This window comes from Micromonospora sp. NBC_00389 (assembly GCF_036059255.1).
Lineage (GTDB): Bacteria > Actinomycetota > Actinomycetes > Mycobacteriales > Micromonosporaceae > Micromonospora.
Map to the genome: position 1 here is coordinate 5,882,740 of NZ_CP107947.1, position 19,006 is coordinate 5,901,745.

Genomic DNA, 19,006 nt, shown 5'->3' on the forward strand with positions numbered 1-19,006 from the left:
GGTCAGGAGTCCGCTGGCACCCCGGCTTCGAGCTGGCCGATCATCGGTGCGAGGAGCTCGTTGAGTTCCCGAGTCAGCACCGTGACGGCTCTGCGCGCCGCGGTCGCCACGGAATCATCCGGACCGTCGGGAGCCGGCGGTAGATCATCGAGCGGGACCGGTGCGTCAACCTGAAGCATCGCGCGTAGATGCGGGCTGCGCGTCTGATCCTGCTCCGAGGGTGTCGTGTACTGGCCGAACAACTGGGGCCAGTCCCGCCAACCACGGTCGCGCTGCCACTGCTTCGTCCAGGTGAGCTCAGCCGGCCAGCGGGAAATCACCGTTACCGCGCAGACCATGCTTCCGTCCCACGGGCTTCGCGTGCAGGTCGCCGAGACGATCCGCCGGTGCCAGCGGACGAAGCCGGGTGACAGCTCGGTGGCCAGCCGCCACGCTGTCGCCGCGAAGGCGACCGGTGCGATGTCGCCCCAGGTGTCGGTGAACTCGTCGATCCGACCGAGCACCTCAGCCTCGTAGCGACCACGCCCGTCGGCGCCGCGCTCGCGGTCGAACTGCTCGTCCAGCCAGAAGGCGCGCGGTTCAGGCATCCTCATCCCCGTTCAGAGCCGTGGCGTCCATTGCTCCCGTCGGCCCGACCGTTTGCGCGGACCGCACGACGGTCGGACGGCCGTTTCGAGACACCCCAACGCTAGCGCCGGCCGCTACTCGGCGCCGCCTCCTGGCCGGTCACGGTGTTCGAAGGACGTCACCGGCGTCGGCGCGCGGGGGCAGTTGGCCGGACGGCGCCTGCGGAACCCGCATGCGCTGGCGGGGCCATCTGGTCGGACGCCGCGTCGGCGGGCCGGTCGACTGGCGATCGGTACGGGGCGTGGGCAGCACCAGGCAGACGACGGTGAGCAGCATCGCCGCGACGATGCCGTCGAGCCAGTAGTGGTTGCCCGTGCACACGACAACCAGCGAAGTGACGAGCGGGTGTGCCAACCACAGCCACCGCCAGCGCCGACCGGTCACCGCCATGAGCGCGATGGCGACAGCGAGTGCCCAACCGACGTGCAGCGAGGGCATGGCGGCGTACTGGTTGCTCAACGTGTCCGTGTCGGGTGGGCCGTAGACGGCGGGCCCGTATCGGCTGCCGGTGTCCACCATCCCGGTCAGGGCGGTCAGTCGCGGCGGCGCCAGCGGAACCAGGAGGTGCAGCACCAGTGCCGCCGCGGTGAGCCCGGCGAGCATCCGACGCGTCCAGAGATAGTGCACCGGGTGTCGCACGTACAGCCAGATCAGACAGATGGCCGTGGCGGGGAAGTGCACGTACGCGTAGTAGCCGTTGGCCAGGTGCACCAACAACTCGTGGGAGAGCACGGGATGTTGGAAGGCGGCCTCGTTGGGCAGGTGGAACAGCCGCTCCACCCGCCAGATCCATTCCCCGTTTTCCACTGCGGTCGATCCGCGGTCGGCCCCCGCCACCCGCGCCGCCTTGTAGACGAGGAACAGCGCGGCGACGAGCGCCAGCTCGCGCATCGCCCGACGCAGTGCAGCGGCTCGCCGCCCGGGTGCCGCCGGCCGCGCCGCTGACAGCTCCGCGATATCCACAGACTCCTCGATTCGGTGACGTTCACTCGTGCCGGGCCTCGCTGGACAGACCGGGGCCGCCGCCGTCCTCGGACGGCGGCGGCCCCGGGTCTTCGGCCCGGCGTCAGCGCCGGTGGGTCGCTCCGCCCTGCGCGGCGTCGACGTGCACCTGGTCGAAGGCGGGAGCGCCGTCGACCGCGTCGGCGGCGACGGCCGCCGACGTGGCGGCGTCCGGCAGGTCGAGGCTGGTCCGCAGGGTGACCGGCTTGAGCAGGAGCGCGGCGATGACGCCGACGACCCCGATGGCGGCGGAGATGAGGAAGATGTGTCCGGTGGCATCGCCGTACGCGGCCCGGACGATTTCCTGGATCTGCTCGGGCAGCGCGGTGATGTTGAGGTTGCTGCTGCCACTCCCGCTGCCGGAGGCGGGGATCCCGGCGGCGGCGAGGTCGTGGGTGATCTGGTCGCTGACCCGGCGGGCGAGGACGGCGCCGAGCACGGAGACGCCGATGGTGCCCCCGAGCGACCGGAAGAACGCGACGCTGGAACTGGCCGCGCCGATGTCCTTGAGCGTGACCGTGTTCTGTACGGCAAGAACGAGGTTCTGCATGGTCATGCCGACGCCGATGCCGACGATGAACATGGCGGCACCGACCAGGACGAGCGACGTCTCGTGGTCGATGGTGCCGAGCAGTGCGAACCCGGCGACGAGGAGGATCGAACCGGCGACGATGTACGGCTTGATCTTCCCGCTCTTGCTGATCAGCCGGCCGGCGACGATCGAGGAGCCGAGCACCCCGGCCATCATCGGGATGGTGAGCAGGCCTGCCTCCGTCGGGCTGTAGCCGCGCCCGATCTGGAAGTACTGGCCGAGGAAGACAGCACCGCCGAACATGGCCATGCCGACCGCGAGGCTGCCGAGAATGGCCAGCGCGGTGGTGTGCTGGCGCACAATGCCGAGCGGGATGACCGGCTCGGCCGCACGCGACTCGACCCAGACCGCCAGGGCAAGCAGGACGAGCGTGCCGCCCACCATGGCCGCGGTCTGCCAGGAGGCCCAGGCGAACGAGCTGTCGACGAAGGAGATCCAGATCAGCAGCAGGCTGACGCCGGCGGCGATCAGGCTGGCGCCCAGGTAGTCGATCTTGACGTTCTCGCGCCGTACGGTCGGCAGGTGCAGGGTGGCCTGGAGCAGGATCAGCGCGATGGCGGCTACCGGCACACCGACGAAGAAGCACCAGCGCCAGCCGAGCCAGGACGTGTCGACGATGAGACCGCCGAGCAGCGGGCCGCCGACCGTCGCGACCGCCATGACGCCACCGAGGTAGCCGTTGTAGCGGCCCCGCTCGCGCGGCGGGATCATGGCCGCGATCGCCACCTGGACGAGGGCCTGCAGGCCGCCGACCCCGATGCCCTGGAACGCGCGGGCGGCGATGAGCTGGCCGGCGCTCTGCGAGAAGCCGGCAATGACCGAGCCCAGCAGGAAGACCACGATGGCGACCTGGATGAGGACCTTCTTGTTGAACAGGTCGGCCAGCTTGCCCCAGATCGGGGTGGTCGCGGTCGCGGTGAGCAGGGTCGCGGTGACCACCCAGGTGTACTGGTTCTGCGAGCCGTTCAGTGATCCGATGATCTTCGGTAGCGCGGTCGAGACGACCGTGCCGCTCAGCATCGCGACGAACAGCACCAGCAGCAGACCACTGAGCGCCTCTAGCGTCCGCCGATGGGTCATCGGCTCAGCGCCGGCCGTGATGGTGGGTGCGCTCATCGCGCGGCCTCCAGGTTGTCGTGGTTTCCGAGGGCGACCTCAATGTCGCCGGTGAACCGGCCGAGGGCGGCGCTCAGTGCGGCCAGCTCGTCGGGAGTCCAGTCGGCGAGCGCTCGTTCGAGCACCTCGCCGTACCAGCCGTGGGTGTCGGCCAGGGCAGCCTGACCAGCCGGGGTGACCGCCAGGAAGGTCGCCCGCTTGTCGGTGGGGTCGGGCCGCCGCTCGACCAGGCCGTGCGCGACGAGCGCCGCGACGGAGCGGCTGACGGTCGACGGGTCGAGCCGAGTGCGGTGGGCCAGTTCGCGGGCGTGGCAGCCGCTGGAGAGCTGATCGATCTGCACGAGCATGCCGAGCAGGCCCGGCGGAATCGCCGGCCGCTCGTCGGCCCGGCGTTGCTTCAGCAGCCGAACGGTTTTGATCAGGTCGTACAGGCGAAGGCCGAGTTCACGAGCGCCGCTGTCCACGTCTGCTCCCACACGCGAGTTGGTTGCCGCAAGCAAGCATCTACCGATCTTGCCCACTAGGCAAGTTTGCACATTGAGAAGTCCGTCACCCCCACGTACTCTCGGAGCGATGGACGAGACCACCGGGCTGCGGGAGCGCAAGAAGGCGGCGACCCGCCTCGCCCTGCACGAGGCGGCCCTCCGCCTCGCCGCCGAACAGGGAATCGACGCGGTGACCGTCGAGGCGATCGCCGACGCCGCCAACGTCTCCCGGCGGACCTTCTCCAACTACTTCTCAGGCAAGGAACAGGCGCTCTTTCACGGCGACACCATGCGCCTGCACCGGCTGTTGCAGCTGATCCGCGAACAGCCCGTCGACGAGCCGCCGTGGACCGTGCTGAGCCGGGCAGCCGAGCGCCTCACCGAGGAGGTTTTCGGAGGGTCTGAGCCTTCCTGGCTGACCCAACGCCGGAAGCTACGCGGGCACCCCGGCCTGGCCCCACACCAGGTCGCGGCGTACGCCGCGATCGAGCGCGAGCTGGCCGCAGAACTCGCCCACCGGCTCACCGGCGCCGACGTTGCACTGCGCTCCCGCCTCCTGGCCGCGACCTTCCTGGCCATCCTGCGGGTCGCCGTCCAGCACTGGATCGAGCACCCGGGCGACCCGCTGCGGGAGACCGTCCGGACCGCGCTCGTCGCAGCCGCTCCCGCGGCGACCCCCGGAGGCCACCGGACCAGCACCGGCACCTAGCGCCAATCTTGGCCGATTTCCCCGCGCGGACGCCCCGTGGACCGTCTCGCCGGAGGGCTCCCGTCGCTTCGGTTCGCCCGCAGCTCCGGCTTCCGCTGAGGCGTACGGGGTGTCGGAAAACCCCGGATCACGGGGCCTACCCGTCGGTATTCCGGCATTCGGCGCGATCGGTTAGCGGTGCACCTCAAAGGCCCGGATGCTGACATGTCGGCCGGGCACTCGGTCCGCCGAAGAGGAGCTGCGCGTAGATGGCAACAACGGACAAGGCGTCGGGAGACCGGCTCGGCGCGACACTGATCATGGCATGCCTGGGGGTGTTCGTCGCATACCTGCCAGTGACGACAGTGTCGGTGAGCCTGCCAGCGATTCAACGCGGGCTGAACGCGTCGACCGCCGACCTGTCCTGGGTGTCGGACGCCTTCGTACTGCCGATGGCCGCCCTGATCCTGACCGCCGGCGTCTTCGGCGACGTTCACGGGCGCAAGAAGGTGTTCCAGGCCGGCCTGCTGTTCTGCGCGATCGGCGCGGCCGTCGCGCTGTCCGCACAGTCGATCGCGATGGTCTGGGTCGGCCAGGCGCTCGCCGGTGTGGGAGCGGCCGCTCTGCTGCCCGCCACGCTGGCGCTCATCAGCCACGCCGTGCCGGACTCGAGGAAACGCGGCAAATACATCAGCCTCTGGGCCACCTCACTGATGCTCGCCCTCGCGCTCGGCCCCCTGCTGGCCGGGGCGATCCTCGAGCACGCGTCCTGGCGCTGGATCTACCTGCCGGCCATCCCGCTCGCGCTGCTCACCGCCCTGATCGCCATTCCGCTGGTGACCGACTCGCGGGCCCCGGGAAAGCGGCACCTGGACTGGCCGGGACAGATCACCGCCGCCCTGGCCATCGTCGCCCTGGTCTTCGCCGTCATCGAGGGCGGCGCCGGCTCGTTCAGCGACCCCATCGTGCTCCTGGCCTTCGCCGTGGCCGCGCTCAGCCTCGCCGCGTTCGTCGTGATCGAGCGGCGTAGCGACTCGCCGATGCTGAGCCCCGCCCTGTTCGCCAGCCGCGGCTTCAACGCCACCGCCGTGATCGCCATGGTCAGCTTCATGGGCGTGATCGGCAGCATCTTCGTGCTCAGCCTCTACCTCGGCCTGGTCCAGCAGCTGTCGACCATGGACGCGGCGCTGCGACTGCTGACCAACACGGCAGTGCCGGTCGTCGTGGGGCCACTGATCGCCCGCCTCATGCACCGCGTGCAGGTGCGCTGGCTGCTCAGCGCCGGCCTGTTCATCGCGGCGATTGCCCTGTACTTCCTCAGCACCGTCGACGCCGACACGTCGTTCGGGCAGCTGAGCTGGCGGCTCGCCCTGTTCGGACTGGGCCTCGGCGCGGTGCTGACCCCGATGACCGCCACCGCGGTCAGCTCCGTGCCGTTCCCGCTGGCCGGCATGGCCGCCGCGGGCAACAACGCGTTCCGCCAGGTCGGCGGCGCGCTCGGCCCCGCCGTCCTGGGCGCCCTGCTGACCAGCAAGGCGGCCAGCGCCCTGCCGGGTCACCTCACCGACGCCGGGGTCAGCGGGGAGCACCAGCAGGCCGCCACCGCGGCGATGGACGACAGCGGCTTCCAAGCAGTCGCCGCCGTCGACTACGGCGCTCAGCAGGACGGCGCGCTGAACGCCCTCAACAAGGCGTTCCTCGACGGCTTCCAACTGTCCCTGACCGTGTCGGCCACACTGATGGTCATCGCCGCGCTGGCCGCGATCGTCCTGCTGGGCCGCCCGCGCCCGGTGCGCGACCCGCAGCCTGCGGCCCAGCTACCAGAAACCGTCCCGGCCTGACCTCCCAACCCAAAGACGGCGGCGTCACCGGCTCTTACGCTGGTGACGCCGCCGACGATCAGGAAGACCGTGACCCCTTCCCTGGACCAACTCGACCTGCAACTGCTGCAGGCCCTGCAACTCGACGGTCGCGCCCCGTTCAGCCGGATCGCGGCCGCCCTCGGTGTCTCGGACCAGACCGTCGCCCGGCGCTTCCGCCGCCTGCACACGAAGGTGGGCCTGCGTGTGCTGGGCATGGCCGACGAGAGCCGGCTCGGCCGCTCCAACTGGTTTGTCCGGCTGCAGTGCACCCCGGACATGGCCGAGCGGCTGGCCGACGCGCTCGCCCGCCGCCCGGACACGTCCTACGTCGCACTGATTTCCGGCGGCAGCGAGGTGGTCTGCGCGATGAAACCCCGCAGCCACACCGTCCGAGACGAACTTCTACTGGGTCGGTTGCCGCGCACCCAGCGGGTGATCGGATTCAGCGCGCACTGCCTGTTGCACCGCTTCTACGGCGGCCGCCTCGGCTGGCTGCAGAAGGTCAACGCCCTCACGACCGAGCAGGAGGCGGCACTTCGACCCCCACCGGTCGAGGCGGCGCCCGGCACCGTCACGATCGACGACACCGACGAGGAACTGCTTGCCGCGCTGTTCCGGGACGGCCGGGCCGGCCTCGCCGAACTGCAGACAGCATGCGGCCAGTCCGAGGACGTGGTGCGGCGCCGCCTCGACCGGCTGCGGGACAGCGGCGTCCTCTACTTCGCGGTGCAGTACTCCCCGGAACATCTCGGCCACGAGGTGGGCGCGCTGCTGTGGCTGACCGTGGCGCCGTCTGCGCTGGCCGAGGTGGGGAACGCGCTGGCCGAGCACGCGGAGGTGGAGTTCGCCGCCGCGGCCACCGGCCGGGTGAACATCATCGCGGCCGTCCGCTGCCGGGGCACCGAGGAACTGTACGCGTACCTGAACGACAAGATCGGCGCTCTGGACGGCATCCGTACCGTTGAGACCGCGCTGATCCTGCGCCAGATCAAGCAATTGGCACTCGCGCCGGGAGCCGTTCCGGACTGAAGAAACCAGCAACGGTGCCAGCGGAGGCCAGGAGGTCTCCGGGCTCGGCCTAATTCCGCCGGATGCTGATCGTGCCTTGACAAGCGGTGGGCTCCACGGTGGACGATTCACCGTGCGAATTCTTGTGGTCGGCGGCAGTGGTCTGATCGGCGCCCATGTCGTGGACGTGCTGCGCGAGCGAGGTCATGCGGCGACCACGGTGGCGCGTACGGCCCATCCGGGTGTCGATCACCTGATCGATGTCTCGTCCGCCTCGATCGATGAGCTGCGAACGCTGCTCGCCGGTCATGACGGCGTCGTCTACGCCACCCGCACGGACGAGCAGCGACCGCTGCGTAAGCCGATCTATCCGGTGTTTCGCCGAGACAACGTCGAGCCGGTGGTGCGGCTGTTCACTGCCGCGCGCCTGGAAGGTCTCACCCGCGGGGTCGTCATGGGCTCCTACTACACCTACTACGACCGGCTGCACCCGCAGTGGCGCCTCACGGGCCGCCACACGTACATCCGATGCCGAGTGGAGCAGGCCCGGGAGGGACGGGAGGCCGCCGGCCCCAATTTGCCGGTTGCCGTACTCGAGTTGCCCTTCGTCTTCGGCCGGGCCGGTGACCGACTGCCAAACTGGGCGGGCCCACTGGACCGGTGGGCGCGGTCCCGTACACCCCTGGTCGCCCCCACCGGCGGGAGCGCCGCAGCCTCGGCACGCAGCGTGGCCGAGGTCGCGGTGGACGCTCTGGAGCAGCGCCGCGGTGCGGACATCCCGGTCGCTGACGAGAATCTCACCTGGAACGACATGATCGGGCGCATCGCCGAGGCGGTCGGCCGACGCCGCCGGGTCGCTCGCCTCCCGTCCGCCGCGGCAAGGGCCGCCCTACGGCTTGGCGGCGCGCTGCAGGCACTCAGCCGCAAGGAATCGGGCGTCAACCCGACCTACCTCTCCGACCTTTTCCTCGCTGAGCTGTTCATCGAGCCGACGACCGGCCGATCGCTGGACCCGGCGCTGCGCGAAACCTTCCCCGACCACGGAGCCGCCTAGCATTCGGTCGGGGCACTGATTCGTCACACCTCCACCGGCCGGGGTGCTCGTCCCAACTACCGTCGCGGCCCCGCACCACGCCGCCAAGATCCGCACAACTTCAGGGATGTAGGGGTCTCCGCCGCCCGTGAGGCCCCTACATCCCTGAAGTTGCTGCCACGGCGGATCGCGGCGGCACGCCACGGCAGGTGCCCCTCAGCTGAGCTGTTCGGCCAATCCGACGACGATGCCCTCGGGGCCGCGGACGTAGCAGAGCCGATAGCTGTCCTCGTACTGCTCCAACTCCCCGACGAGTTCGGCCCCGTGGGTGCGCAGGCGGGCAATCACGTCCTCGATGTCGTCAACGGCGAACATGATGCGACGAATGCCGAGCGTGTTCGCCGGTGCATCCTTCGGCTCTGCGCTGATCGCCTTCGGCGTGTGGAACATCGCCAGCTCGACTCGACCGTGACCGTCCGGGGTCCGCAGCATCGCGACGTCCTGTCGGACGCCATCGATCCCGATGACACGCTCCACCCAACGGCCCTCTATCGGCCCCTTGCCCTCCAGTTCCATGCCGAGTTCAACGAAGAACGAAATAACAGCGTCAAGGTCTTCGACAACGACGAGGACGTTGTCCATCCGCTGGATCGCCATGCTGGATCTTCTCCTTGGTGTGGTACGGCCACCGTGACCGCATCCTCCCCTGAGACGGAGCCGCCGGGCCGTTATCGACATCCTTCGCGACACCTTCTTGGAGCTTCCTGACGTGGCAGGGCCCGTCACGCGCCAGTCGCACACCCGTCAGGCGTGGGTGACAGATCGACGCGGCGCGGCGTGCGGCGCCGAGCGTCACTACAGATCCATCACGCGCTGCGACGCCCGGTCAGCGGCAGATCGGTACATCCAGGAGCGGCGATGCGTCGGCCGGCTCAGAAGCCTCGAAAGACGCCGTCGGGGCCTGCCGACCGCGCGAACTCAAAGAAGTCCATGTTCGCGAGAGACAGGTTGTTCTCGATCGCCTGGACTTGCCGTGGCAGTGTCCTAAACGGTCCCGCCTCGTCTCTGTCGCTCAGATTGACGACGAGAAGGGGATGCTCCGGCAGCGAGACGGTGACGGCGTCGACGACGAACACGACCGGGTGCCTGTACTGATGCGGGTAGGCACGAGGATAGCCGGCTGCGATTGCCGTATCGCTGAGGTCAATCAACGTTCGATCCTCAACGAACTCGACACCGGCCACGAAGCCCTCTTCTGTGGGGCTGACGATCTCGTCCTTGAGCCGCTCCCAGATACCGTCGTCGCGAAAGTCCGCGCGTACGACCGGAACACACCACGTCTCTGGCAAATGGGCCACGGGCAAAGGGTAGCGAGACCGGACGTTACCGGGATGACACGAGCCTCGATTGATCAACTAGCTAGCCAGGACCGGTGGAGAAGTATCCAACGACAGCAATGCCGAGAATCAGCGCCAACCCGCCGGCCCAGCCTGCCATCAGCCCCAGGCTGAAGCGTGGCACTCCGAACCCGGACGAGATGAGGAAACCGCAGCCCAGCAGGAACCCCTGCCCGACGGCGAACATACATAGCATCATCCAAAAGGCGGCAAACCCTCCCCCGCCGTCCAGGTCCTTCGTACCGGCGTCGTACCACTCATAAGGGAGCCATGCCGCGCCGATGGCGAGCCCATGGCCGAGTATCGCCACCGCAATGCCACCGATAACCGGCCACCAACCGGGGCGAGTCTGCGCCCCGGAACCGCTTCGCATCTCTGCCACACACACCCTCACTCAACCGCCGCTCCAAACCACCGGGGCAGCCCGCAGCAACTCGACAAGATCGCAGAAGCTTGGCCGACGCTAGCTAGGGAACGCAACCGTCATCCCGGCTGCCATCGATTCGCCCGTTGGGGAGCGAGCCGCCGCCCGGCCCGTCAGGTCAGGCGAGCCTTGACGCATGTTCGGGCGCTGGCAGGTGGATATGGCCTACCGCGATCACCTACTGACCGCGGCGAGCCGGGTGAAAGTACGGGTCAGAGCACTTGCCCCGATTATTTGGCGTTGAAGTAGCTGGCCTCCGGGTGGTGGACCACGATGGCGTCGGTGGCCTGCTCCGGCATGAGCTGGAACTCCTCGGACAGCTCCACCCCGATCCGCTCCGACCCGAGCAGCTCCACGATCTTCGCCCGGTCTTCCAGGTCCGGGCAGGCCGGGTAGCCGAACGCGTACCGGCAGCCCCGGTAGTCGTTGCGCAGCAGGCCGGCCAGGTCCGCCGGGTCGCCATCAGCGATCGTGCGACCGTCGGGCAGGGTCAGCTCGGCGCGGATGCGCCGGTGCCAGTACTCGGCGAGGGCCTCGGTGAGCTGCACGGAGAGCCCGTGCACCTCCAGGTAGTCGCGGTACTCGTTGCGGGCGAACAGCTTGGCCGCGTACTCGCTGACAGGCTGGCCAACGGTGACCAGCTGCAACGCGACCACGTCGAGCTGGTCGCCCTTGGGCCGGAAGAAGTCTGCCAGGCAGAGCCGCCGCTCCTGCCGCTGCCGGGGGAAGGAGAACCGGGCCCGCTCCGCGTGCCCGTTCTCGTCCAGCACCACCAGGTCGTTGCCTTCGGAGTACGCCGGGAAGTAGCCGTACACCACGGCGGCCTCCAGCACCTGGTCGGCGATCAGCCGGTCCAGCCAGTAGCGCAGCCGCGGGCGGCCCTCGGTCTCCACCAGCTCGTCATAGGACGGTCCGTTGCCGCCCCGGGCGCCGTTCAACCCCCACTGCCCGCGGAAGGTGGCCCGCTCGTCAAGCAGCGCCGCGTAGTCGGCCATCGGCACACCCTTGACCACCCGGGTGCCGAAGAACGGCGGGGTGGGCACCGCCACGTCCGCGGCCACGTCGGAGCGGACCGAGGAGTCGTGCAGCTCCGGCAGCGACTCGGTGACCATCGACCGCTGCCGTTCCCGGCGGGCCCGACGGGCCGCCAGGGCCGCTTCGCGTTCCGGGTCGATCACCGGGGCGCCGCCGCGCTTGGCGGTCATCACCCGATCCATCAGGGACAGCCCCTCGAACGCGTCCCGCGCGTAGTGCACCTGCCCGGGGAACATCGACCGCAGGTCGTCCTCGACGTACGCCCGGGTCAGCGCCGCACCGCCCAGCAGCACCGGCCAGCGCTCCGCGACGCCGCGGGTGGCCATCTCGGCGAGGTTCTCCTTCATGATCACGGTGCTCTTGACCAGCAGCCCGGACATGCCGATCGCGTCGGCCCGGTGCTGCTCGGCGGCGTCCAGGATGGCGCTGATCGGCTGCTTGATGCCGATGTTCACCACCTCGTAGCCGTTGTTGGACAGGATGATGTCGACCAGGTTCTTGCCGATGTCGTGCACGTCGCCGCGTACGGTCGCCAGCACGATGCGGCCCTTGCCGCCGTCCTCCGCGGTCTCCATGTGCGGCTCCAGGTAGGCCACCGCGGTCTTCATCACCTCGGCGGACTGGAGCACGAACGGCAGCTGCATCTGCCCGGAGCCGAACAGCTCGCCGACCACCTTCATGCCGTCCAGCAGGATGTCGTTGATGATCGACAGTGGGGCCCGGCCGCCGGCCATCGCGGCGTCCAGGTCGGCCTCCAGGCCGTTGCGCTCACCGTCGATGATCCGCCGCTTGAGCCGCTCGTCCAGCGGCAGCGCCGCCAGCTCCTGCGCCCGGCTGGCCCGGGCGCTGGTCACGTCGACTCCCTCGAAGAGCTCGAGGAAGCGCTGCACCGGGTCGTACCCCTCGCGGCGCCGGTCGTAGACCAGGTCCAGGGCGACCTCGCGCTGCTCGTCGGGGATCTTCGACATCGGCAGGATCTTGCTGGCGTGCACGATCGCCGAGGTCAGCCCGGCCTGTACGCACTCGTGCAGGAACACCGAGTTGAGCACCTGCCGGGCCGCCGGGTTGAGCCCGAAGGAGATGTTCGAGATGCCCAGGGTGAAGTTGACCCCCGGGTATTGGCGGGCGATCTCCCGGATCGCCTCGATCGTCTCGATGCCGTCGCGGCGGGTCTCCTCCTGCCCGGTGGCGATCGGGAAGGTCAGCGCGTCGATCAGGATGTCGGCGCGGTCCATCCCCCAGCGGCCGGTCAGGTCGTCGATCAGCCGCGCCGCGACCCGGACCTTCCACTCCCGGGTACGCGCCTGCCCCTCCTCGTCGATGAGCAGCGCCACCACCGCCGCGCCGTGCTCGCGGACGACCGGCATCACCCGCGCGTAGCGGGAGTCAGGACCGTCGCCGTCCTCGAAGTTCACCGAGTTGACCACGCACCGACCGCCGAGCATCTCCAGCCCGGCCTCGACGACGCCCGGCTCGGTGGAGTCCAGCATGATCGGCAGCGTCGACGCCGTGGCGAACCGGCCGGCCAGCTCCCGCATGTCCTGGGTGCCGTCACGGCCGACGTAGTCCACGCACAGGTCGAGCAGGTGCGAGCCGTCGCGCGCCTGACTGCGGGCGATCTCCACGCAGGCCCGCCAGTCCCCGGCGAGCATCGCATCCCGGAACGCCTTGGAACCGTTGGCGTTGGTCCGCTCCCCCACCATCAGCACCGACGCGTCCTGGGCGAACGGCACCGGGTGGTAGACCGAGGAGACGCCCGCCTCGTGCTGCGGCTCGCGGGCCGTGGCGCTGACGCCGTGCAGCCGCTCGGACAGCACCCGGATGTGCTCCGGGGTGGTGCCGCAACAGCCGCCGACCAGCGACACGCCGTACTCGGTGATGAACCGCTCCAGCGCGTCGGCCAACTCGACCGGGGTGAGCGGGAAGTACGCCCCGTCGGCGGTCAGCACGGGCAGGCCGGCGTTCGGCATCACCGACAGCGGGATCCGCGAGTGCTGCGACAGGTACCGCAGGTGCTCGCTCATCTCCGCCGGGCCGGTGGAGCAGTTCAGCCCGATCAGGTCCACTCCGAGCGGCTCGATCGCCGCCAGCGCCGCGCCGATCTCGCTGCCCACCAGCATGGTGCCGGTGGTCTCCACGGCGACGTGGCAGATGATCGGCACCGGCTGGCCCAGCTCGGCCATCGCCCGCTTCGACCCGACCACCGCCGCCTTGACCTGGAGCAGGTCCTGGCAGGTCTCGATGATCAGCGCGTCCGCGCCGCCGGCGATCAACCCCGCGGCGTTCTCCTGGTACGCGTCACGCAGGGTGGCGTAGGCGGCGTGCCCGAGGGTGGGCAGCTTGGTGCCCGGACCGATCGAGCCGAGCACGAACCGGGGTCGCTGCGGGGTGCTGGCCGCGTCGGCGGCCTCCCGGGCGATCCTGGCCCCCGCCTCGGACAGCTCCCGGATGCGGTGCGGGATGTCGTACTCGGCGAGATTGGCGAGGTTGGCACCGAACGTGTTGGTCTCCACGCAGTCCGCGCCGACGGCCAGATAGGCGTCGTGCACCCCGCGCACCACGTCCGGCCGGGTGACGTTCAGGATCTCGTTGCAGCCCTCCAGCCCGTCGAAGTCGTCAAGCGTGAGGTCCGCGGCCTGCAGCATCGTGCCCATCGCACCGTCGGCGATGAGGATCCGGTCGGCCAGCACATCCATCAACGAAGTCCGCACCCGTTCAGGTTAGTGCGGGCTCCGCCGTACCAACTGCCCTCCACCCCCGATCCCATATTGTGTCAGGGGGATCACCTGTCCAGTTCGCCACTGTATGACCGCTTGACGGTCTGCCCGACCGGCGCGGCCGACGGGCCGCACCCCCGCCCGCCACGTAGGCTGACGGACGTGAAGCACAACAGGGACACCGCCGTGCCCGACGGCCCGATGACCGGGTGCGGTCCCGGTGCCGGCCGCGACGAGCAGGGTGAGGTGACGGCGTGACCGAGTTCGACGGACTGCCGGTGCTGCGGTCCCCGGTGGCCATCGCCGCGTTCGAGGGCTGGAATGACGCCGCCGACGCGTCCACCGCTGCCGTCGAGCACCTCGAGCAGGTCTGGAACGCCCGGCAGGTCGCCGAGCTGGATCCGGAGGACTTCTACGACTTCCAGGTCAGCCGCCCCACCATCACGATGGCCGACGGGGAGACCCGTCGGGTGGAGTGGCCGACGACCCGGTTCATGGTGGCCAGCCCGGAGGGCACCGAGCGGGACGTGGTGCTGATCCGCGGCATCGAGCCGAGCATGCGCTGGCGGACGTTCTGCGAGCAGGTGCTGGAAATCTGCCACAGCCTTGAGGTGGAGCGGGTGGTCCTGCTCGGCGCGCTGCTCGCCGACGTGCCGTACACCCGGCCGCTGCCGATCAGCGGCAGCGCGTCCGACGCCGAGGCCGCGGAGCGCTACCAGCTCACCCCCACCCGGTACGACGGGCCGACCGGCATCGTCGGCGTGCTGCACGACGCGTGCACCCGCGCCGAGGTGGACGCCGTCTCGTTCTGGGTGCACGTGCCGCACTACGCCAACAACCCACCCTGCCCGAAGGCCACCCTCGCCCTGCTGCACCGCGTCGAGGAGGTCGTCGACCTGCCGGTCCCGATGGCCGACCTGGCCGAGGAGGCCGCCGAGTGGGAGCAGCGAGTGCGCAGCGCCGCCGAGCAGGACGCCGAGCTCGGCGAGTACGTCCGTGAGTTGGAGGAGCGGGTCGGCGACGAGGGAATCACCCCGCTGACCGGTGACGAGATCGCGCAGGAGTTCGAGAAGTACCTGCGGCGCCGGGGCGGCTCAGCTGGCCCCACCGCCGGTTCCTGGTAGCGACTCCCACCCCGTCTCGTGCGGGCCCCGGACCTGTGTCCGGGGCCCGTTTTCGTGTCCGAGGACCCGTTTTCGTGTTCGCGGTCCTGTTTTGGCGTGTCTGGGGTGGCGGCGTCACACCCGCTAAGGCATCCTAGGAACCTAGCTGTGATCAAGGAGGCGGATGTGCAGATCAACCCCGGGGCCGCCGAGTTCCCGCACCGACAGATCGCCACGCAGCTCAAGGCCCAGGTCCGCCGCGGCGACTGGGGGCCGGGCGAGCGACTGCCGTCCATCCCGGCCATCGCCGAGATGTTCGGCGTCGCCAAGCAGACCGTGCAACGCGCCGTCGACCAACTGCGGGTCGAGGGCATCCTGATCACCAAACCCGGATCCGGTACGTACGTCCGGGGCACCCGCCGCCGGCTCAACCGGCTCTCCCGCGGCCGGTACGGCGGCTTCCGCGGCTACCACACCGATTTGGCGGCCCGGTACCGCCAGCAGCTCGTCTCGGTCGGCCGCTCCCCCGCCCCCGCCGAGGTGGCCGACGCGTTCGGAGTGCCTGACGGCACCGACCTGCTCTGCCGTCGGCACCTGGTACGCACCGACGACTCCCCCGTCGAGGTGGGCGCCTCCTGGTTCCTGCCCGCCGACACCGCCGGCACCTCGCTGGAGCGCGCCGAGGCGTTCGGTCGACCGCTCTACCAGGAAGCCGAGGAGGCCACCGGGAGGCGCTACGTCTCGGCGACCGACACGATCAGCGCCCGCCAACCCAGCCGGGAGGAGGCCGAGACCCTCCAGATCCGGCCCGACACGCCGGTGCTGCACCTGCTGCACGTCGCCTACGACGGTCACCGCAAGCCGATCGAGGTCGCCCAGGCCACCTGGCCCGGCCCGATGACCACCCTCACCGAGGAGTACCAGGTCCCCGGCCCCACCCCCGACCCGGAACCCGACCCCGGCCTGGTCCTGGGCTAACCCTCGCAGACCGGCCTTTCGCCCGCGCGCCGCGCGCCATCGGGTCGATCCCGGCCCCCCGGCCGCTAGCGCCGTGTTGGAAGACCAGCAGCCGGGCGCGTCAACGACGGGGCCATCCGCACTGTTGAGCGTGATACCTCAGAGTCATATTGATACCTCACAGTCATCACGCTCAAAAGCACACCCGCCCGGCGCGCGGCGGCGGCCTCCTAGGTCTCTGCGCACTTTCCGGGAAGGCGTGGCCTCGGCGTCGGCAGGCGACACTTTCCCGGAAGTGCGCGGCTCAACGCCGGTCGACGTGGGCGGGCGGGTGGGCGTGGTGTCCGGTTCGGGATCGAGCCCGAGGGTGCGACGCGCTCGGGCAGACCGCCGGTGGGTCCCGGTTGTGGGGGCGGACGGGCGGGATGGGGTTGTCGGCCCCTGACGGGCTGGGGTGTCGTCCCGTTTGGGGTGGGTCGTCCCGTGGTCGGGGCCACCCTCAGCGTGGAATCGGGGGCCGGCCCGGGTCGTTATACCTGGCATGCGACCGTGGCCCCCTGGCCCGGTGCGCGGCAGCCGCCGGGAACACCCGACCGGCCGCCCCGGTTACATCCCCCCGTAGCCAGCCGCCAGCCCGCCGGGAACACCCGACCGGCCGGCACGGTTACATCCCCGGAACCCCGAGCAGGTCCCCCCGATCGCCGGACAGTTCCCCCCTTCTTGAACTCCCCTCGTGCGGCCCACCGCTTCCCCCTTGTCGTGTGCCGCGCACCCCCGATGCAGAGGAGCACGCCATTATGCGTACCGATCTGATTCGTAAGACCGCTCTGACCGCTGCTGGACTCGCCTTCACCGGCGGCGCCATCGCCGGCCCCGTCACCGCCGCCTACGCCGCATCCGATGCCAAGCCCGCTACGCAAACCCAGTCGGACCGGAAGCCGTCGGGTGAGCGTCAGCTGGGTGTGCGCTACGAGGCGCAGCCGAACTTCTACTACTGCGGTCCCGCCGCCGCCCGTAACGCCCTGTCCGTGCAGGGTAAGGACATCAGCGTGGATGCCATGGCCAAGGAGATGGGTACCACCGAGGCTGGCACGAACTCCATCAACGACATCACCCCGGTGCTGAACAAGGAAACCGGTAAGAACGACGCCTACCGCAGCGTCGAGATCAGCACCCCCGCCGCCGACGGCAAGCAGACCGACAAGCTGCGCGCCGACGTGGTGAAGACCGTGGATGACGGTCGGGCTGTGGTGGCGAACATCGCCGGCACCAGCGTCGACGTCGACGGCACCAGCCACTCGTTCGAGGGTGGGCACTACATCAGCGTCGTCGGCTACCGCGACAACGGCAACATCGTCAAGATCGCCGACTCGGCCGACCCGAACCAGGCCTCCTACGAGGTCACCGTCGAGCACCTCGCCGACTGGATCGCCACCCGCGGCTACGCCACCAGCTGACCCTGAAGCGAACCAACCAACGAAGGGCCGGACCCCGTTAGGGGTCCGGCCCTTCGTCGTCGTTTCCCCGTTGGGTATCCGGCATCGGCTCGACCGCCGCCAACCGACGGGCCCGTCGGCGAAGCCACCAGGAACCGGCGAGCACCGCGAGAACCAGCCCAGCCCAGGAGATGTCCTTGAGCCAGTGCTCGGCCGCCCGGCCCGTCAGATCGGTGGGCGCGCGGGGGCCGGGCAGGTGTTAGAGGCGGATGCCGAGGAGGGCATCCACGGTGTTGGCGAAGAGGGCCGGGGCGTCGGGGTCGTCGGCAGCGCCGGCGAGGGTCGCGTCGGCCCACCGGTCGGCAACCGCCAGGGTACCAGGTGTGTCGAGGTCGTCGGCGAGCCGCTCGCGTACCCCGGCCAGCAGCTCGGCACCGGACGGCCCGGCGGGCGCGGCGGCGGCCCGCCGCCAACGGCCCAGCCGCTCCTGCGCCGCGCTCAGCAGCTCGTCGGTCCAGGTGCGGTCGCTGCGGTAGTGCCCGGAGATCAGCGCCAGCCGGATCGCCATCGGGTCGAGCTTGTCGGCGCGCAGCCGGGAGACGAAGACCAGGTTGCCCCGGGACTTGGACATCTTCTCGCCGTCCAGGCCGATCATCCCGGCGTGCACGTAGTGCTGGGCGAACGGCGCCTGGCCGGTCAGCCGCTCGGCGTGCGCGGCGGACGCCTCGTGGTGCGGGAACAGCAGGTCGTTGCCGCCGCCCTGCACGTCGATCCGGTCGCCGAGCAGGTTCAGCGCGATCACCGCGCACTCGATGTGCCAGCCTGGGCGGCCCGGGCCCAGCTCCCCGCCCGGCCAGGACGGCTCACCCTCGCGGGCGCCGCGCCACAGCAGCGGGTCCAGAGGGTCGCGCTTGCCGGCGCGGTCCGGGTCCCCACCGCGCTCCGGGAAGATCTCCAGCATCTGCTCGCGGGTCAGGTTGGACTCGTAGCCGAACCGGGGCGTGGAGGAGATGTCGAAGTAGACGTCGCCGGTGCCATCGTCGAGCCGGTACGCGGCCCCGTCCTTGAGCAGCACCTCGACCTTGTCGGCGATGTCCGGGATCGACTCGACCGCGCCCACGTAGTGCGCCGGCGGGATGATCCGCAGCGCCTCCATGTCCTCCCGGAACAGGGCCGTCTCGCGCATCGCCAGGACCACCCAGTCCTCGCCGTCCCGGGCGGCCCGCTCCAGCAGCGGGTCGTCGATGTCGGTGACGTTCTGCACGTAGCGCACCGGGCGGCCGGCGTCGCGCCACATCCGCTGCACCAGGTCAAAGGTGATCATGGTGGCGGCGTGGCCGAGGTGGGTGGCGTCGTACGGGGTGATGCCGCAGACGTACATGCTTCCCGCGTCGACCGGCTCACTGGGGTGGACACCCTGCCGCGCCGAGTCGTACAACGCCAACGGCTCGCCCCTGCCCGGCAGCCGTGGCACCTCGTGTCCCGCCCAAGACTCCATGACCTCAGCCTAGCCAGCCCTAAGGC

Annotated in this window: 16 protein-coding genes; 7 read left to right on the forward strand and 9 right to left on the reverse strand. The window is 70.0% G+C overall.

The features are described 5' to 3' along the window. Nucleotides 1-2: 2 nt before the first annotated feature. From OG470_RS27860 to OG470_RS27875, 4 genes are all read right to left on the reverse strand, one after another. The gene (locus OG470_RS27860) at nt 3-587 is read right to left on the reverse strand and encodes a hypothetical protein (protein WP_328416925.1); all 585 of its coding nucleotides are present in this window, start codon (nt 585-587) and stop codon (nt 3-5) included. A gap of 139 nt (nt 588-726) precedes the next feature. Next, nucleotides 727-1,518 (reverse strand): phosphatase PAP2 family protein, encoded by a 792-nt coding sequence (locus OG470_RS27865; RefSeq protein ID WP_328416927.1) that lies wholly within the window; start codon nt 1,516-1,518, stop codon nt 727-729. 175 nt (nt 1,519-1,693) lie between these two features. Next, nucleotides 1,694-3,337, reverse strand: coding sequence for an MDR family MFS transporter (locus OG470_RS27870; RefSeq protein ID WP_328416929.1), 1,644 nt, complete (start codon nt 3,335-3,337; stop codon nt 1,694-1,696). Continuing rightward, a complete protein-coding gene (locus OG470_RS27875; protein ID WP_328416931.1) occupies nt 3,334-3,801 on the reverse strand; it encodes a MarR family winged helix-turn-helix transcriptional regulator in 468 nt (155 codons plus the stop codon). Before OG470_RS27875 ends, OG470_RS27870 begins: the two co-directional genes overlap by 4 nt. 109 nt (nt 3,802-3,910) lie before the next feature. Here OG470_RS27875 and OG470_RS27880 point away from each other — a divergent pair, with 109 nt between their 5' ends. The 4 genes from OG470_RS27880 (at nt 3,911) to OG470_RS27895 (ending at nt 8,434) form a co-directional block, all read left to right on the forward strand. Continuing rightward, nucleotides 3,911-4,531 carry a TetR/AcrR family transcriptional regulator gene (locus OG470_RS27880; protein ID WP_328416933.1) on the forward strand — a complete coding sequence of 207 codons (621 nt, stop codon included), beginning with the start codon at nt 3,911-3,913 and terminating at the stop codon, nt 4,529-4,531. 248 nt (nt 4,532-4,779) lie between these two features. After that, entirely contained in the window at nt 4,780-6,351 is a 1,572-nt protein-coding gene (locus OG470_RS27885; protein ID WP_328416935.1) for an MFS transporter, read from the forward strand. 69 nt (nt 6,352-6,420) lie between these two features. After that, entirely contained in the window at nt 6,421-7,401 is a 981-nt protein-coding gene (locus OG470_RS27890; protein ID WP_328416937.1) for an Lrp/AsnC family transcriptional regulator, read from the forward strand. 112 nt (nt 7,402-7,513) lie between these two features. Then, nucleotides 7,514-8,434, forward strand: coding sequence for an NAD-dependent epimerase/dehydratase family protein (locus tag OG470_RS27895; RefSeq protein ID WP_328416938.1), 921 nt, complete (start codon nt 7,514-7,516; stop codon nt 8,432-8,434). A gap of 195 nt (nt 8,435-8,629) precedes the next feature. Here OG470_RS27895 and OG470_RS27900 read toward each other — a convergent pair whose 3' ends face one another. The 4 genes from OG470_RS27900 to metH form a co-directional block, all read right to left on the reverse strand. After that, nucleotides 8,630-9,070, reverse strand: a complete 441-nt coding sequence (locus tag OG470_RS27900; protein WP_328416940.1) for a VOC family protein — start codon at nt 9,068-9,070, stop codon at nt 8,630-8,632. Between the two features lie 275 nt (nt 9,071-9,345). After that, the gene (locus OG470_RS27905) at nt 9,346-9,771 is read right to left on the reverse strand and encodes a DUF6924 domain-containing protein (protein WP_328416942.1); all 426 of its coding nucleotides are present in this window, start codon (nt 9,769-9,771) and stop codon (nt 9,346-9,348) included. Between the two features lie 61 nt (nt 9,772-9,832). Beyond that, a complete protein-coding gene (locus OG470_RS27910) occupies nt 9,833-10,192 on the reverse strand; it encodes a hypothetical protein (RefSeq protein WP_328416944.1) in 360 nt (119 codons plus the stop codon). Nucleotides 10,193-10,464: 272 nt separating this feature from the next. Beyond that, entirely contained in the window at nt 10,465-13,965 is a 3,501-nt protein-coding gene (gene metH, locus OG470_RS27915; protein ID WP_442931219.1) for a methionine synthase, read from the reverse strand. A 275-nt stretch (nt 13,966-14,240) separates the two neighbouring features. Between metH and OG470_RS27920 the strand changes: the two genes are divergently transcribed. From OG470_RS27920 to OG470_RS27930, 3 genes are all read left to right on the forward strand, one after another. Next, nucleotides 14,241-15,110 carry a PAC2 family protein gene (locus OG470_RS27920; protein WP_328416948.1) on the forward strand — a complete coding sequence of 290 codons (870 nt, stop codon included), beginning with the start codon at nt 14,241-14,243 and terminating at the stop codon, nt 15,108-15,110. A gap of 165 nt (nt 15,111-15,275) precedes the next feature. Then, nucleotides 15,276-16,067 (forward strand): GntR family transcriptional regulator, encoded by a 792-nt coding sequence (locus OG470_RS27925; RefSeq protein ID WP_328426651.1) that lies wholly within the window; start codon nt 15,276-15,278, stop codon nt 16,065-16,067. 776 nt (nt 16,068-16,843) lie between these two features. Then, nucleotides 16,844-17,503, forward strand: a complete 660-nt coding sequence (locus OG470_RS27930; protein ID WP_328416950.1) for a C39 family peptidase — start codon at nt 16,844-16,846, stop codon at nt 17,501-17,503. Nucleotides 17,504-17,741: 238 nt separating this feature from the next. Here OG470_RS27930 and mshC read toward each other — a convergent pair whose 3' ends face one another. Next, nucleotides 17,742-18,980: a cysteine--1-D-myo-inosityl 2-amino-2-deoxy-alpha-D-glucopyranoside ligase gene (gene mshC, locus OG470_RS27935; RefSeq protein WP_328416952.1), complete on the reverse strand. Its 1,239-nt coding sequence runs from the start codon at nt 18,978-18,980 to the stop codon at nt 17,742-17,744. Nucleotides 18,981-19,006 lie beyond the last annotated feature (26 nt).